The sequence below is a fragment of the Streptomyces sp. NPDC056373 genome, assembly GCF_042262425.1.
Taxonomy (GTDB): domain Bacteria; phylum Actinomycetota; class Actinomycetes; order Streptomycetales; family Streptomycetaceae; genus Streptomyces.
The window spans coordinates 329,985-345,982 of record NZ_JBHJPX010000009.1; the positions used below are offsets into that span (position 1 = coordinate 329,985).

The 15,998-nt window shown below is 71.6% G+C and carries 15 protein-coding genes; 13 read left to right on the forward strand and 2 right to left on the reverse strand.

The features are described from left to right. The first annotated feature begins 38 nt into the window (after positions 1-38). From ACFCXS_RS21280 to ACFCXS_RS21330, 11 genes are all read left to right on the forward strand, one after another. Positions 39-1,556 (forward strand): sugar ABC transporter ATP-binding protein, encoded by a 1,518-nt coding sequence (locus ACFCXS_RS21280; RefSeq protein WP_376644908.1) that lies wholly within the window; start codon positions 39-41, stop codon positions 1,554-1,556. After that, complete coding sequence (locus ACFCXS_RS21285; protein WP_376644909.1) at positions 1,553-2,593, forward strand: ABC transporter permease; 1,041 nt, start codon at positions 1,553-1,555, stop codon at positions 2,591-2,593. Before ACFCXS_RS21280 ends, ACFCXS_RS21285 begins: the two co-directional genes overlap by 4 nt. Then, positions 2,586-3,578, forward strand: a complete 993-nt coding sequence (locus ACFCXS_RS21290; protein ID WP_376644910.1) for an ABC transporter permease — start codon at positions 2,586-2,588, stop codon at positions 3,576-3,578. The genes ACFCXS_RS21285 and ACFCXS_RS21290 overlap by 8 nt, the downstream gene beginning before the upstream one ends. Positions 3,579-3,662: 84 nt before the next feature. After that, complete coding sequence (gene rhaS / locus ACFCXS_RS21295; protein ID WP_376644911.1) at positions 3,663-4,748, forward strand: rhamnose ABC transporter substrate-binding protein; 1,086 nt, start codon at positions 3,663-3,665, stop codon at positions 4,746-4,748. A 16-nt stretch (positions 4,749-4,764) separates the two neighbouring features. Continuing rightward, the gene (locus ACFCXS_RS21300) at positions 4,765-5,085 is read left to right on the forward strand and encodes an L-rhamnose mutarotase (RefSeq protein ID WP_376644912.1); all 321 of its coding nucleotides are present in this window, start codon (positions 4,765-4,767) and stop codon (positions 5,083-5,085) included. A 16-nt stretch (positions 5,086-5,101) separates the two neighbouring features. After that, positions 5,102-6,526, forward strand: a complete 1,425-nt coding sequence (locus tag ACFCXS_RS21305) for a BNR repeat-containing protein (protein ID WP_376644999.1) — start codon at positions 5,102-5,104, stop codon at positions 6,524-6,526. An 85-nt stretch (positions 6,527-6,611) separates the two neighbouring features. Then, positions 6,612-7,637 carry a LacI family DNA-binding transcriptional regulator gene (locus ACFCXS_RS21310; RefSeq protein WP_376644913.1) on the forward strand — a complete coding sequence of 342 codons (1,026 nt, stop codon included), beginning with the start codon at positions 6,612-6,614 and terminating at the stop codon, positions 7,635-7,637. Positions 7,638-7,744: 107 nt separating this feature from the next. Continuing rightward, the gene (locus ACFCXS_RS21315) at positions 7,745-9,046 is read left to right on the forward strand and encodes an alpha/beta fold hydrolase (protein WP_376644914.1); all 1,302 of its coding nucleotides are present in this window, start codon (positions 7,745-7,747) and stop codon (positions 9,044-9,046) included. Between the two features lie 50 nt (positions 9,047-9,096). After that, positions 9,097-9,831 carry a PIG-L deacetylase family protein gene (locus ACFCXS_RS21320; protein WP_376644915.1) on the forward strand — a complete coding sequence of 245 codons (735 nt, stop codon included), beginning with the start codon at positions 9,097-9,099 and terminating at the stop codon, positions 9,829-9,831. Between the two features lie 33 nt (positions 9,832-9,864). Next, the gene (gene sigJ / locus ACFCXS_RS21325; protein ID WP_376644916.1) at positions 9,865-10,776 is read left to right on the forward strand and encodes an RNA polymerase sigma factor SigJ; all 912 of its coding nucleotides are present in this window, start codon (positions 9,865-9,867) and stop codon (positions 10,774-10,776) included. A 30-nt stretch (positions 10,777-10,806) separates the two neighbouring features. After that, entirely contained in the window at positions 10,807-11,649 is an 843-nt protein-coding gene (locus tag ACFCXS_RS21330) for a pentapeptide repeat-containing protein (protein ID WP_376644917.1), read from the forward strand. Here the strand turns inward: ACFCXS_RS21330 and ACFCXS_RS21335 are convergent. Then, entirely contained in the window at positions 11,611-13,107 is a 1,497-nt protein-coding gene (locus tag ACFCXS_RS21335) for a cytochrome P450 (RefSeq protein WP_376644918.1), read from the reverse strand. The two genes, ACFCXS_RS21330 and ACFCXS_RS21335, sit on opposite strands and share 39 nt — an antisense overlap. 109 nt (positions 13,108-13,216) lie before the next feature. On the opposite strand from ACFCXS_RS21335, the gene ACFCXS_RS21340 reads away from it, so the two are divergent. Further along, complete coding sequence (locus tag ACFCXS_RS21340; protein ID WP_376644919.1) at positions 13,217-13,831, forward strand: TetR/AcrR family transcriptional regulator; 615 nt, start codon at positions 13,217-13,219, stop codon at positions 13,829-13,831. 85 nt (positions 13,832-13,916) lie between these two features. Next, on the forward strand, positions 13,917-14,645 hold the full coding sequence (locus ACFCXS_RS21345; protein WP_376644920.1) for a DUF2470 domain-containing protein: 729 nt from the start codon (positions 13,917-13,919) through the stop codon (positions 14,643-14,645). On the opposite strand, the gene ACFCXS_RS21350 is transcribed toward ACFCXS_RS21345, so the two are convergent. Next, positions 14,613-15,806: a lactonase family protein gene (locus tag ACFCXS_RS21350; protein WP_376645000.1), complete on the reverse strand. Its 1,194-nt coding sequence runs from the start codon at positions 15,804-15,806 to the stop codon at positions 14,613-14,615. The two genes, ACFCXS_RS21345 and ACFCXS_RS21350, sit on opposite strands and share 33 nt — an antisense overlap. Positions 15,807-15,998 lie beyond the last annotated feature (192 nt).

Genomic DNA, 15,998 nt, shown 5'->3' on the forward strand with positions numbered 1-15,998 from the left:
CGAGAGGGCCGACCCGCCGGCGTCGTCGAGGAGCCCTCATGACCCACCCGTCCACCACGGGTCCGGCCCCGGTTCTCGCACTGAAGGACGTCTCCAAGTCCTTCGGCGCGGTCCGCGCACTGCGGGATGTCTCCCTGGAGCTGTTCCCCGGGGAGGTGCACGCACTCGCCGGTGAGAACGGTGCCGGCAAGTCCACCCTCATCAAGACCCTCGCCGGTGTGCACCGACCGGATGCCGGCCAGGTGCTGCTCGACGGTGCGCCCGTCGCCTTCCACGGACCCGGCGACGCCCGCGACGCCGGTATCGCCGTGATCTACCAGGAGCCCACGCTCTTTCCCGACCTGTCGATCGCCGAGAACATCTACATGGGCCGCCGGCCACGCCGCGCCCTCGGCCGGATCGACCACAAGGCCACCTACAACGCGACGGCCGCCCTGATGAAGCGCCTCGGGGTCGAACTCGACCCCGACCGGCCCGCCCGCGGCCTGTCCATCGCCGACCAGCAGATCGTCGAGATCGCCAAGGCCCTCTCCTTCGACGCCCGCGTCCTGATCATGGACGAGCCGACGGCAGCCCTCACCGGCAGCGAGGTCGCCCGCCTCTTCGGCGTCGTCCGCACCCTGCGCGACCAGGGCGCCGCCGTGCTCTTCATCTCCCACCGCCTGGAGGAGATCTTCGAGATCTGCCGCCGGGTCACCACCCTGCGCGACGGCGCCTGGATCGCCAGCGAGCCCCTGGCAGACATGACCGAGGACGACCTGGTCCGCCGCATGGTCGGCCGCGACCTCGACGAGCTCTACCCCAAGCAGGACGTGACGCCCGGTGAGGTCGCCCTGAGCGTGCGCCGGCTGACCCGCGAGGGCGTCTTCACCGACGTCTCCTTCGAGGTCCGGCACGGCGAGATCGTCGGCCTGGCCGGACTCGTCGGCGCCGGGCGCACCGAGGTCGCCCGGGCCGTCTTCGGCATCGACCGCTGGGATGCCGGCGAGGTCTCCGTCCACGGCAAGTCCCTGGTCAACGGCGCGCCCTCCGCCGCCATGGCCGCCGGAGTCGCCCTGGTCCCGGAGGACCGGCGCGCCCAGGGCCTGGTGATGGACATGTCCATCGAGCGGAACATCGGGCTGACGGGCCTGCGGACGACGGTGAAGGCCGGGCTGATGGACCGCGGCGCCGAGCGCGGCCGCTCCCTCGACTGGGCCGTCAAGCTCCAGGTCAAGTACGCCCGGATCGCCGACACCGTCAACACGCTCTCCGGCGGCAACCAGCAGAAGGTCGTGCTCGCCAAATGGCTGGCCACCGGCCCCAAGGTGCTGATCGTCGACGAGCCGACCCGGGGCATCGACGTCGGCACCAAGGCCGAGGTGCACCGGCTGCTGTCGCAACTGGCCGCCGACGGCGTGGCCGTCCTGATGATCTCCTCCGACCTGCCCGAGATCCTCGGCATGGCCGACCGCGTGCTGGTGATGCACGAGGGCCGGCTCACCGCCGAGATACCGCGCTCCGACGCCACCGAGGAAACCGTGATGGCCGCAGCCACCGGGAGGGCCGCCGCATGACGGTCGTCACCCCGCAAGAAGCCCCCGTGGCCGACGTGCCCAAGTCGAGCGGCACCCGGCTGGTCGACCGCGTCTTCAAGATGCGCGAACTCGCCATCCTGCTCGTCTTCCTGGTGATGATCGGCGTCACCCAGGCCGGCAACAGCCAGTTCCTGTCCGAGCAGGGCGTCAAGGACCTGCTGCTGAACGCCACGATCCTGGTCCTGGTCGCCACCGGCCAGTCCCTGGTGGTCATCACCCGCAACGTCGACCTGTCCGTCGGATCCACGCTCGGCATCAGCGCGTTCGCCGCCGGCACGTATCTCCAGGGCGGGGGTAACCCGGTCGTGGCGATCGCCCTGGCGGTCCTGCTGGGCATCGGCTTCGGACTGCTCAACGGACTGCTCGTCAGCCTCGGCCAGGTGCCCGCGCTCGTCGTCACCCTCGGCACGCTCTACATCATCCGCGGCATCGACTCCATCTGGGTCGGCTCCCGCCAGATCACCGCGGCCGATCTGCCCGGCGGATTCGTCGACTTCGGCTCCGGCGGCATCTCGGCGGTCCCGTACCTGGCGCTGATCGCGCTGGCGGTCCTCGTCGCCACCGCCTATTACCTCAAGCACTTCGGCAGCGGCCGCGAACTGTACGCACTCGGCTCCAACCCCGAGGCCGCCCGCCTCGCCGGCATCCCGGTCCGCAAGCGGATCCTCGCCGCGTACACCTTCTGCGGTGCCCTCGCCGGACTCGCCGGGGCGATGTACCTCGCCCGCTTCGGCAACGTCGACTCCGGCACCGGCACGGGCTACGAACTGACCGTCGTCAGCGCGGTCGTGGTCGGCGGCGTCGTCTTCACCGGCGGCTCCGGCAGCGTCTACGGCGCGGCCCTCGGCGCGCTGCTGCTGACCTCCATCAACAGCGTGCTGCCCGCCCTCGGCGTCAGCTCCGTATGGGTGCTCGCGATCAACGGCATCCTGCTCATCCTCGCGATCGCGGTCGACCGGATCGTCGCGCTGCGTGTGGCCTCCGCCCTGAAGAAGAGGAACGCTCGCCATGGCTGACATCTCCCTGAGCCGAGCGGCCGGCTTCTCCGGCCTGAAGAGGTGGGACTCCGCCGTCGGCGCACTCCTCGTCGTGGTCCTGCTGTTCTCCTTCGGCTTCGTCGACGGGTTCGGCAACGCGCTCAACCTGTCGTTCCTGATCGGCAACACCCTGCCCATCGCGCTGATCGCGCTGCCGATGACCCTGCTGGTGGTCTCCGGTGAGATCGACCTGTCGGTCGCGTCCACCGCCGGTCTGTCCGGTGCCGTGATGGGCGCGCTGTGGAACCAGGGCATGGCCATCGAGACCATCATCCCGATCTGCCTGCTGCTCGGTGTCGTGTGCGGGCTGGTCAACGGACTGCTGGTGACCCGGCTGGGGCTGCCGTCCCTCGCCGTCACCATCGGCACCCTCGCCGCCTACCGGGGCATCGCGCAGATCGTGCTCGGGTCCGACGCGGTGACGGACTTCCCCACGCAGTACCTGGACTTCGCGGCCGGGCGCGTCGGTGACACCTTCCTCCCCTACGCCTTCCTGCCGTTCCTCGTCCTGCTCGCCATCGCCGTGGTCGCGCTGCACGCGACGCCGTTCGGGCGGTCGCTGTTCGCGATCGGAGCGAGCGAGGAGGCCGCGCGGTTCGCCGGGATCCGGGTCAAGCGGCAGAAGCTGATCCTGTTCACGCTGACCGGGCTGATGGCTTCGCTGACCGGGATCTTCTGGGCGCTGCACTACGCGAGTGCGCGGTACGACAATGCCACCGGCCTCGAACTGTCGGTTGTGGCCGCCGTGTTGCTCGGCGGTATCGACTTCGACGGAGGCAAGGGCACGTTGGGCGGTGCGATCGCCGGGGTGTTTCTGCTCGGGGCGCTGCAGAACGTGATGAGCCTCCAGGACGTGTCCGCTCAGTCGCAGATCGTCGTCACCGGAGTGTTGCTCGTGCTTTCCGTTCTTGGGCCGCGGGTGGTTCGGCAGATCGCCGTTCTGCGTGCTCAATCGTCCGGCTGACCGGCGGCTTGTGGCTGGTCGCGCAGTTCCCCGCGCCCCTGAAAAGCAAGGGCGTTCCCCTCAACCTCGTTCAAAGGAAAAGCCATGCGTAAGTCGACTCTCCGCCGCAGCTGTGCGGCCCTCGCCACCGCCACCTCTCTCGCCCTGGCCCTCACCGCCTGCGGCGGCGGCACCACCAAGAAGGACGTCGCGAACGAGGGCGGCAGCGCCGCCACCGCCGGCAAGGCCGACCCGAACGCGGCCACCAAGAAGGGGCTCACCGTCGGGTTCCTGCCCAAGCAGGTCAACAACCCGTACTTCACCAGCGCCGACAAGGGCGGCGAGAAGGCGCTGAAGGAGCTGGGGTCCAGCTACAAGGAGGTCGGGCCGTCCAGCGCGACCGACACCGCCGGGCAGGTCTCCTACGTCAACACGCTCACCCAGCAGCAGGTCGACGCCATGGCCGTGTCCGCGCAGGACCCGGGCGCGCTGTGCACCGCGCTCAAGCAGGCCATGAAGAACGGCATCAAGGTCGTCACCTACGACTCCGACACCACGGCCGACTGCCGCAACGCCTTCGTCTCGCAGGCCTCCGCCGAGGACCTGGGCCGTACCGAGGTGCAACTGCTCGCCAAGCAGATCGACTACAAGGGCGAGATCGCGATCCTGTCCGCCGCGCAGACCGCGACGAACCAGAACACCTGGATCGACTTCATGAAGGACGAGCTGAAGAAGCCCGAGTACAAGAACATCAAGCTGGTCAAGACCGCGTACGGCAACGACGACGCCCAGCAGTCCTTCCAGCAGACCCAGGGCCTGCTCCAGGAGTACCCGAACCTGAAGGGGATCATCTCCCCGACCACCGTCGGCATCAAGGCCGCCGCCCAGTACCTGTCGGGCTCCAAGTACAAGGGCAAGGTCAAGCTGACCGGCCTCGGCACCCCGAACGACATGCGCAAGTACGTCAAGAACGGCACCGTCGAGGCGTTCGAGCTGTGGGACCCGGCCAAGCTCGGCGAGCTGGCCGCCCGCACCGCCGTCGCCCTGTCCTCCGGGCAGATCACCGGCAAGGAGGGCGAGACCTTCAAGGCCGGCTCCATGGGTGAGTACACCATCGGCAAGGACGGCGTCATCAGCCTCGGCAAGCCGACCGTGTTCGACGCCAAGAACATCGACCAGTTCAACTTCTAGTTCTGGAGAATCGTTGATGCAGCGTGTGTGCTTCCTGCTGAAGGTCCGGGCGGAGCGCCTCGACGAGTACCGCGAGCGGCACGCCGCGGTGTGGCCAGAGATGCTCCGGGCGCTCTCGGAGACCGGCTGGCACAACTACTCGCTCTTCCTGCGCGAGGACGGACTGCTCGTCGGCTACCTGGAGACCGAGGACTTCGCCGCCGCCCAGGCCGGTATGGAAGCCACCGACGTCAACGCCCGCTGGCAGGCGGAGATGGCGCCGTTCTTCGAGTCGCTGGACGGCGCCCGGCCCGACGAGGCCATGAAACCGCTCACCGAAGTGTTCCACCTCGCATGACGATGGAGTCCACGAGATCCACAGACGTACCTTGCTGGCCGCCGCCCTCGCGGGAGCAGTGGTGACCCCCGCCCTCGCCTCCGGCACCGCGCGGGCCGCCGGCCCCGGCCCCTCCGTCACCCGGACCGGCACCACCACGCTCGACGGCCAGGCGATCTTCTTCGTGTCGTACGACGGGCTGGTCAACAACAACTCGTTCCAGAAGAACGGCCTGCTGACCTACAAGGGTTATCAGTACGCCGTCTGGTACACCGCCGACCGGGGCGCCGTCGTCGGCCGCCGCGTCCTCGGCGGGAGCACCTGGTCGACCGTGAAGGTCGGGCACACGCTCAAGGCCGACGACTCCCACAACGTCATCTCCATGGGCGTCTCCAAGGTCGACGGCCGCCTGCACCTCAACATGGACTCCCACAGCGACGGCTTCACCTACGTCAAGTCCGTCGCCGGGCTGATGGACAACCCTGCGGGGCTGAGCTGGGACTCCGGTCGCTTCGGCGCACCCCAGTCCACCCTGGACGGGCTGTCGCTCACCTCGCAGTTCACCTACCCGCAGTTCGTCTCCACGCCCGACGGCAAGCTCCAGCTGAGCTACCGCGTCGCGATCTCCGGCAACGGCCGCAACGCCCTCGCCGAGTACGACGGTACGAAGTGGACCGACCTCGGCGAGTGGTCCGCCTCCACCGGCACGTACACCAGCGAGCACGGCTCCTCGACGGCCCGCAACATGTACCTGCACGGCATCGACTACGACCGGAACGGGCGCCTGCACTCCTTCTTCACCTGGCGCGAGCAGAACGGCGCCGTGATGTGCAACGGCGGCGGCATCACCAACCACGACACCGGCTACGTCTACTCCGACGACCGGGGCCGCACCTGGCGCAACAACGCCGGGACCGTCGTGGGTGTGACCGGAGGCTCCGACAAGGTGTCCGTGACCGACGCCGGACTGGTGATCGACCCGCTCAACCCCGACCACTCCCTGATGAACCAGGAGAGCCAGTTCACCGACTCCGCGGGCAGGCCGCACGCGATCATCTCCTACGTGCCCGGGCGCTTCGGCCAGTGCACCACGAACTACGTCGCGGACCGCACCGCCAACGGCCGTGCCTTCCACGTCCGCAAGAACGCCTCCGGCACCTGGCAGAAGACCGAGATACCGGTCCCGCTGAACTCCAGCCAGCGCACCAAGCTGATCCTGGACAGGTACGACAACGCCTACGCGGTCTTCCCCTTCGGCCGGATCGCGGGGGCCTCCGCCGCCTCCGGGTACACGGACTGGAAGATCCTGTTCGACGGCAGCGGCCTCAACGCCTTCGGCGAGGTCGTCATCGACGAGACGCGGGTCGCGCAGGACGGGGTGCTGTCGTTCATGTACCAGGAGAAGTCCAGCGGCACGACGCCCTCGGCGCTGCACGTGACGGACTTCCGCCTGCCCGCCTGACCGCATCCGGTTCCCGGGACGGCGTGCCGGTAATGTGAAGCCGCCCCGGACGCCGCCCCCGTCTCCCCCTGGAGGTCCCTGCCCGATGGCCCAGTCGGTGGGTATCAAGGACGTCGCCCGCGTCGCCGGAGTCTCCGTCGGCACGGTCTCGAACGTGATCAACCGCCCGGACACGGTCGCGACCGAGACCCGGGCCCGGGTGCTGTCCGCGATAGACCGGCTCGGGTACGTCCGCAGCGAGTCCGCGCGCCAGCTGCGCGCGGGCCGCAGCCGCATCATGGGGCTGCTCGTCCTCGACATGGGCAACCCCTTCTTCGTCGACGTCGCGCGCGGCGCCGAGCGCGCCGCCCGGCAGGCCGGACTCGGCGTCATGGTCTGCAACAGCGCCCAGAACCCCGGCGAGGAGGCCGAGTACCTGTCGCTCTTCGCCGAGCAGCGGGTGCGCGGTGTGCTGCTCACCCCGGCCGACGCGACCGGCCGCAACATCGAGACGTTCCGCCGGCACGGCATCCCGTTCGTCCTGGTCGACCGGGTCGCCGAGGGCACCACCGAGTGCTCGGTCTCCGTCGACGACGTGGCGGGCGGTGCCCTGGCCGTACGCCACCTCGTCGACGCCGGACACCGCTCGATCGCCTACGTCAGCGGCCCGCCCGGCCTGAACCAGGTCCACGACCGGCGCACCGGCGCCCTGGAGGCGCTCGCCGAGGCCGGGCTCGGCCCCGACGCGCTGCGCGAGCTGCCCACCGAACGGCTGGACGTCGCCGCGGGTCGGGACGCCGGGGCCCGGCTGCTCGGGCTCGCCGACCGGCCCACCGCCGTGTTCTGCGCCAACGACCTGCTCGCCCTCGGAGTCCTGCAGGCCATGTACGCGGCCGGCGTCGGCGTCCCCGACGACCTCGCCATCGTCGGCTACGACGACATCGAGTTCGCCGCCGCCGCGGCCGTCCCGCTCACCTCGGTGCGCCAGCCCGCCGTCACCATGGGAGCCATGGCGGCCGACCTGCTCCTGGAAGAGACGGAGGAGGAGGGCGCGGCGCGCACACACGAGCACCGCAGGGTCGTCCTGCAGCCCGAGCTGGTGGTCCGCCGCTCCAGCCTGTCCGCTCGCTGAGGCTGAACGGCCGTTCAGCAGGTTTCATGATCGAGGGGCTCACTCGCGGGCGATCCTTGTGGTGAACTGGGACGCGGCCCGAAAATCCGTCCGTCCCGGGAGCCCTGTTGACCGTCAGCTACCGCCAGCCCGGAGTCCTCCTCACCGACCGCCGCTTCACCGTCCCCCTCGACCACGGCCGCCCCGACGGCGAGACGATCGAGCTGTACGCCCGCGAGGTCGTGGCGGGCGACAAGGCATCCCAGGACCTGCCGTGGCTGCTCTACCTCCAGGGCGGACCCGGCTTCGGCGCCGACCGGTCCGTCGGACGGCCGGGCTGGCTCGGCAGGGCCCTGAAGGAGTACCGCGTCCTGCTCCTCGACCAGCGCGGCACCGGCCACAGCACCCCCGCGAACCGCCAGACCCTCCCGCTGCGCGGCGGCCCGGCCGAGCAGGCGGACTACCTCACGCGCTTCCGCGCCGACTCGATCGTCCGCGACTGCGAGGCCGTCCGCGCGGAACTCACCGGCGGCAAGCCCTGGACCGTCCTCGGCCAGAGCTTCGGCGGCTTCTGCGCGACCACCTACCTGTCGCTCGCCCCCGAGGGCCTGGCCACCGCCGTGATCACCGGCGGCCTGCCCTCCCTGGACGCCCACGCCGACGACGTCTACCGGGCCGCGTTCCCGCGCATCGAACGCAAGGTCACCGCCCACTACGCCCGCTACCCCGAGGACGCCGAGCGCGCCCGCCGCATCGCCGAGCACCTGCTCCACCACGACGTGGTCCTGCCGAACGGCTACCGGCTCACCGTCGAGGCCTTCCAGTCCCTCGGCATCGCCCTCGGCACCGCAGACGGCACCCATCGCCTGCACTACCTCCTCGAGGACGCCTTCGTCCGCACCCCGCAGGGCTCCAGGCTCTCGGACGCCTTCCAGGAGCAGGTCCAGGCCACGCTCTCCTTCGCCCGTCACCCGCTGTACGCCCTGGTCCACGAGTCGATCTACGGCCAGGACGCCCGGCCCACGGCCTGGTCGGCCGAGCGCGTCCGCGTCGAGTTCCCGCAGTTCGACGCGGCCAAGGCCCTCGCCGGTGACGAGCCCCTGCTCTTCACCGGAGAATCGATTCACCCCTGGATGTTCGACTGCGACCCGGCCCTGCGCCCGCTGCGTGAGACCGCCGGACTGCTCGCCGCCCGCACCGACTGGGCGCCCCTGTACGACCCGGCCCGCCTCGCCGCCAACACGGTGCCGGTGGTGGCGGCCGTCTACCACGACGACATGTACGTCGACACGGCCCACTCCCTGCGCACCGCCCACACGATCCGGGGGCTGCGCACCTGGATCACGGACGAGTTCGAGCACGACGGCGTCCGCACCGGCGGCCCCCGCGTCCTCGACCGGCTGCTGGCGCTGGCGCGCGGCGAGGCCTGATGCCGTGCCGTACGCCCGTCGATGTCGGCGGTGCGGGCTAGTCTGCGGACATGACGACCACTCAACTGCAGCCCATGCCCGACGACTGGCGGCGTGCCCTCGCGGTCGTCGCGCACCCGGACGACCTCGAGTACGGCTGCTCGGCGGCGATCGCGGCCTGGACCGACGAAGGCCGCGAGGTCGCCTACGTCCTCGCGACCCGGGGCGAGGCCGGCATCGACACGCTGGAGCCCGAGCGGTGCGGGCCGCTGCGCGAGCAGGAGCAGCGGGCCAGCGCGGCGGTGGTCGGCGTGTCGGAGGTGGAGTTCCTCGACCACAAGGACGGTGTCATCGAGTACGGCACCGCCCTGCGCCGCGACATCGCCGCCGCCATCCGCCGCCACAAGCCCGAGCTGGTCCTCACGCTCAACCACCGCGACACCTGGGGCGGCGTCGCCTGGAACACCCCGGACCACGTGGCCGTCGGCCGGGCCACGCTCGACGCCGCCGGCGACGCCGGCAACCGGTGGATCTTCCCTGAGCTCGTCGAGCAGGGCCTCGACCCCTGGGACGGTGTGCGCTGGGTCGCGGTCGCGGGTTCCAGCACGCCCACGCACGCGGTCGACGCGACAGCCGGGATGGAACGGGCCGTGCGCTCCCTGCTGGAACACCGCACGTACATCGAGGTGCTGACCAGCGAGGACCCGGAGACGTATGCGCGTGGCTTCCTGACGGAGCACGCGGAGCGGACGGGGGAGCGGTTCGGGGGCCGCCCCGCGGTGGCGTTCGAACTGTTCAGCAGATGATCAGCGGTTGACCGACGGACGACGGGGGAGACCATGACAGGCAACGAGGAACTGGCGCACCGCTTCGAGGAACACAGGGGACATCTGAAGGCGGTGGCCTACCGCATGCTCGGATCGCTCTCCGAGGCGGAGGACGCCGTCCAGGAGGTCTGGCTCAAGCTCAGCCGCACCGACACGGACGACATCCAGAACCTCGGCGGCTGGCTGACCACGGTGACCGGCCGGGCCTGCCTGGACATGCTGCGCTCGCGCACCGCCCGCCGCGAGGAGCCGATGGGCGACACCCAGGACACCGTGCGGGCCTACGTCCCGGACCCGGTGCTCCGGCCCCTGTCGCACATCGACCCGGCCGAGGAGGTGCTCCAGGCCGACTCCGTGGGCCTGGCCCTGCTCGTCGTGCTGGAGAACCTGACGCCCGACGAGCGGCTCACGTTCGTACTGCACGACTTGTTCGCCGTGCCGTTCGACGACATCGCGCCGATCGTGGAGCGCAACCCGGCCGCGACCCGGCAGCTCGCGAGCCGCGCCCGACGCCGGGTGCGCGGTGCGACCCCGTCGGCCGAGCCGGACCTCGGCCGGCAGAGGCAGGTGCTCGACGCCTTCCTGGCCGCCTCGCGCGCCGGGGATTTCGAGGCGCTGGTGGCCGTCCTGCACCCGGACGTGCTGCTGCGGGCCGACTCCGGCGATCTCGTGCGGGGAGCGGCTGCCTCCAAGGTGGTCCAGGGTGCGAAGACGGTGGCCGAGCAGGCGCTCATGTTCGCCCCGTTCACGCAGGCCGCGGAGCTGGTCCTGGTCAACGGCTCGGTCGGAATGGTCAACGTGCACGAAGGCCGCGTCCAGTCGGTCATGGGAGTCACGATCGTCGACGGCCGCATCACGGACATGTACATCCTGGCCGACCCCGAGCGGCTGGAGCGGCTGGAGGTGCCCGGTCCGGCGGTGTGACCGGAACGCGCCCGTCAGTTGTCGTTTCGTATGCTGAACGGCATGCGAGAACACCAGGCCGAGCAGGCGGAACTGCGCGGCGACTGCGAGCGGTGCTTCGGGCTGTGCTGCGTCGCCCTGCCCTTTGCCGCGTCGGCCGACTTCGCGGTGGACAAGGCTGCCGGCACGCCCTGCCGCAACCTCCGGGAGGACCACCGCTGCGGCATCCACGCCAGGCTCCGGCAGCAGGGATTCACCGGCTGCACGGTCTACGACTGCTTCGGCGCCGGGCAGCAGGTCTCGCAGATCACCTTCGGCGGACAGGACTGGCGGACCGGTCCGCCGGAGCGGGCCCGTCGTATGTTCGAGGTGTTCCCGGTGGCCCGGCAGCTGCACGAACTGCTGTGGTACCTGACCGAGGCGCTCACCCTGCCGGCGGCCCGGCCCGTCCACGCCGAACTGCGCGCGGCCCTGGAGAAGACCGGGGAACTGGCCGCCGGGACGCCCGAGGAACTCGCCGCGCTGGACGTGGCGGCGCACCGCCAGGAGGTCAATGTCCTCCTGCTGAGGACGAGCGAGCTGGCCAGGGCCGGTACCAAGGGCCGGAAGAAGGACCGCCGGGGCGCTGACCTCATGGGCGCCCGCCTCAAGGGCGCCGACCTGCGCGGTGCCAGTCTCCGCGGCGCCTACCTCATCGCCGCCGACCTCACCGGAGCGGACCTGCGGGGCGCCGACCTGATCGGTGCCGACCTGCGCGACGCGGACCTCACCGACGCCGATCTGACCGGGGCGTTCTTCCTCACCCAGCCGCAGCTGAACGCGGCCCGGGGAAGCGCCGGGACCCGGCTGCCCGGGTCAGTCACCCGCCCCGGACACTGGACTGCGCAGGTCTGAGGCCGGCTCCCGCACCGCCGTGCGGCGCTCCGGATGCAGCCGCAGGCCCTCCGGCATCAGCGTCAGCCGCTCCGTCACACGCAGCCGATAGGCCGGGTCGGCCCGCAGTTCGTAGCGCCGCAGCAGCAACCCGAGCACCAACGTGGCCTCGTGCAACGCGAACTGGCGGCCGATGCACGCCCGCGCGCCCGTCCCGAACGGCTTGAAGGTGTGCGGGGGCCGCGCCCGTACGGCCTGCGCGTCGAAGCGGTCCGGGTCGAACCGCTCGGCGTCCGCGCCCCACACGTCGGGGTCCCGGTGCAGCATCGGCGTCAGCACCAGCGCCCAGGCGCCGCGCCGCATCGGGTGCTCCCCGGCCAGCACCGTGTCCTGCCGGGCCTCCCGGGAGAACGCGGGCGCGGTGGGCCACAGCCGCAGCGACTCGTCCAGCACCCGGCGGACGTAGCGCAGCCGGGCCACCTGCTCGTAGGCGGGTTTCGCCGTGTCCCCCCACACCCGGTCCACCTCGGCGCGGGCCCGGGCGGCGATCTCGGGGTGGCGGGAGAGGTAGTGCAGGGCGAAGGAGAGCGCGCCGGAGGTCGTCTCGTGGCCGGCGACGAGGAACGTGATGACCTGGCGGCGGACGTTCTGCGGAGCCAGCCGTTCCCCGGTTGCGGGATGGGCCGTCTCCAGCATGCGGTCGAGCAGATCGCCGTCACCGCCGCCGCCGGCGCGCCGGGCCCGCACCAGGGCGTCGACCGTCTCGTCGAGGTGGGCGATGTCGGCCGCGTTGCGGCGGCTCGCGCTGCGCAGCAGCAGAGGCGCCAGCGGGAAGGGCACGCTGTTGAGCCGCTGGGCGTAGGTCAGCGTGCCGACCATCGCGGTCACGAACGGATGCGGCCGGGAGCGTTCGAACGAACCGAAGTCGTGCCCGAAGCCGGTCCGGGCGATCGTCTCCAGGGTCAGCTTGGTCATGTCACCGGGCACGTCCACCGCCCGGCCCGCCTCGGCCGCCCGGTCCCAGTGCTCCGTCAGCCGCCGCGCGACCGACAGCATCATGGGGTGGTAGCCGGCCATGGCGTCGCGGCTGAACCCCGGCGCGAGCACGTCGTGGGCCAGCTGCCAGTTCGGCTCGTGGTTGTAGGCCGTGAACAGGCCGTCCCCGGCGACCGGCCGCAGGTTGGCCACGCCCAGTCCCACGTGCTTGGCGAACCGTGACTCGTCCGCGAGGTCGGCCGCGTGCCGGGCACCCCACACGAACACGAACTCCTTGCCGAACGCCTTCCGCCGGAACACCGGCCCCAGTTCGCGGGCGTGGCGCAGCGAGTCCTGTATGGGAGTGCGCCGGTTCACCCCCACCACGTCCCCGAGCAGCGGGATCCGGCGCGGCGGATGCGGAATGCGGTCCAGCTCCGGCCACCCCAGCTCGGCACTCCGGAAACCCTTGGGCTCCCCGGCCCGTGTCGGCGCCTCCGTCATGACGCGATCTCCCTTGATCCGACGGCGGGTTCGCAGGTGTTGTACGTGAGTTCAATAGCGCGGTTCAGTGTGGTCCCGTTGTTGAACCGGCGTCAAGTACAGTGCGGGCATGGCTGCGAACCAGGGCGGGCGCACGCGTCGCCGGCTCAGTACCGAGGAGCGCCGGGAGCAGCTCCTGTCGGTCGGGACGCGACTGTTCTCGGAGAGCCCCTACGACGACGTGTGGATCGAGCAGGTCGCCGAGATCGCCGGGGTGTCCCGTGGCCTGCTGTACCACTACTTCCCGACGAAGCGGGACTTCTTCGCGGCGGTCGTCGAGCGCGAGAGCGAGCGCATGCTGCGCATGACGGCGGCGGTGCCAGGCATCCCCGTCCGCGAGCAACTCGGGGCGGGCCTGGAGACGTTCCTGGAGTACGTCCAGGCGCACGCCCACGGCTATCGGGCCTTCCATCGTGCCGACGCGGCCGGGGATCAGGCGGTGCGGCGCGTCTATCAGCGGGCCCTGGCCGCGCAGGAGCGGCAGATCCTCGCCGCGCTCGCCGCGGACCCCGAGTTCGGCCCCGCCGTCGAGGGGCGGCCGGAGGTCCGGCTGGCCGTGCGCGGCTGGCTGGCGTTCACCACGGCCGTCTGCCTGGAGTGGCTGCGCGGCACGGAGTCGGAGGCGGGCCGCGAGCAGGTGCGCGAGCTGTGCGCACGCGCCCTGCTGGGCGTTCTCACGCCCTGAAGGGTCTCGCGAAGGTCGTCTGACGTGGTTGGCGTGCACCCCGATCTTCGATAGGTTAGGTGAGGCTTACCTAAGGAGGTCTGGGATGGATGGCGACAGCCACAGCTGGACGGCGGCTCCCGCCGCGGCGGAGCGGGCGCGCTCGGTGCTCGCCGCCGCGTGGTCCTGCTCCGTGACCGCGGAGGGCACGCGGGAGGAACTGGTCGGCGCGCACAGCGTGGACGAGGACGGCCGGGTACTGGTGGACGTGCCCGAGGACAGCGCCCTGCTCGCGGCCGCGATCTGCGCGCCCCGCGGCGAGCCGTCCGCGGTGCTGGAGTTCGCCGACGTCGCGCCCGTCCCGGTCCGCAACCGGATCCGAGCCCGGCTGTGGCTCGCGGGCTGGTTCGCCGTCGAGGGGGAAAGGCTCGCCTTCACGCCCACCCGGGTCGTGCTGCGGCAGCCGTCCGGCTCCGTGGTCGTCGACCTCGCCGAGTTCGCCGCCGCCGTGCCCGACCCGCTCACCACGGCCGAGTCCCGGCTGCTGACCCACCTCGCCGACTGCCACGCCGACGCCGTCGAACGCCTCACGCGGCTCGTCGACCCCGACAGCCTGCACGGCGCGGTACGCGTCCGGCCGCTCGCCGTCGACCGGCACGGACTGACGCTGCGCATCGAACGGGTCCGCGCCCACGGCGACGTACGCCTCACCTTCCACACACCCGCCGACGACGTCGCGCAGCTCACCGAGCGCATGCACGCCCTGCTCGGCCGGGCCACCGCCGCGTCCTGCCCGCGGTCCCTACAGCGGCAGCGCACAGACGGCGACGGGTGAGGGGAACGCCGCTCCCGCACGCCGCAGAGCGCCGTCGCCCTCGTCCACGTGGAAGACGGTGACGGTGGAGGACTTCTGGTTCGCGGCGAACAGCAGCGTGCCCTCCGGTGAGAACGCGATCTGCCGGGGGAAGTCGCCGCCCACCGGCACCGTGCCGAGCAGCCTGAGGCGGGCGCCGTCCGCCTCGACGGCGTAGCGGGTGAGGCTGTTGTGGCCGCGGTTGGCCAGATAGGCGAACCGGCCGTCGGCACTCACCAGGATCTGCGCCGGGTAGTTCGTGCCCGAACCTGTGCCCGTGGACTGTGCCTCGCCGACGGTCAGCCGGCCGGAGGCCTTGTCGTAGGAGCAGACCGCCACCGTGTTGTCGACCTCGTTGGCGAGGTAGGCGTACCGGCCGCCCGGGTGGAACGTGAGATGGCGCGGTCCGGCGCCCGGCCGGGTGTGTGCCTGCGCGATCTCGGTGAGCGTGCCCGCCTTGTCGTCCAGCCGGTAGGTGTAGACGGTGTCCGTCCCCAGGTCGACGGCGAGCACATGGCCCCCGTCCGGGCTCGTGACGACCTGGTGGGCGTGCGGGCCCTCCTGGCCCGGGCCGGGCGGGGGAGTGGAGTGCCGGACCAGAGCGGTGCGTTCGCCCAGGGCGCCCGAGGCGTCGATGGGATGCACGGCGACGCTGCCCGTGCCGTAGTTCGCGCTGAGCAGCCAGCGCCCGCCCGGATGCACCGACAGATGGCACGGGGCGGCGCCGCCGGTACCGCGGCTGCCCAGCACCTTCCGGTCGGACAGCCGGACGGCGGTCACGGCGCCGTCCGCACGCTCGTCCACCGCGTACAGCGTGCTGCGGTCCGGGTGGATCGCGAGGTACGACGGGTCGCCGACGCCGCTGATCGTGCCGCCGCCGGTGATCTCACCCGTCGCCGCGTCGTAGGTCGCCAGGCCGATGCCCTTGCCGCCGCCCTCGACGGAGGTGTAAGTGCCGAGGTGGAGCGGTCGGGGCCCGGAGGGGCGCCGGGCCCCGCGAGACGCACTCGTACCCGCCTCGGGCGTCGTGGCCGGGGCCGACGGGGGCGCGGGCGCCTTGTCGCAGGACGGCAGAGCCGCCGCGGCGGCGCCGCCCGTCACCGCGCCGACGAACCGGCGCCTGCTCCAGCCACCACTGCCCATGTCGCCCCTCAGGTCGTCACTCGTCCCCGTCGTGACTGCCACCTTGGCGTTCGCCTGCCCCCGGGTGCAACAAGCGGCCGCGGGGGGGGGGGGGGGGGGGGCCCCCCCCCCCGGGGGGGGGGCCGGCCCCGCCCCCCCCCCCGGCCCCCCCCCCCCCCCCCCCGCCCCCCCCCCCGCCCCCCCCCCCCGCCC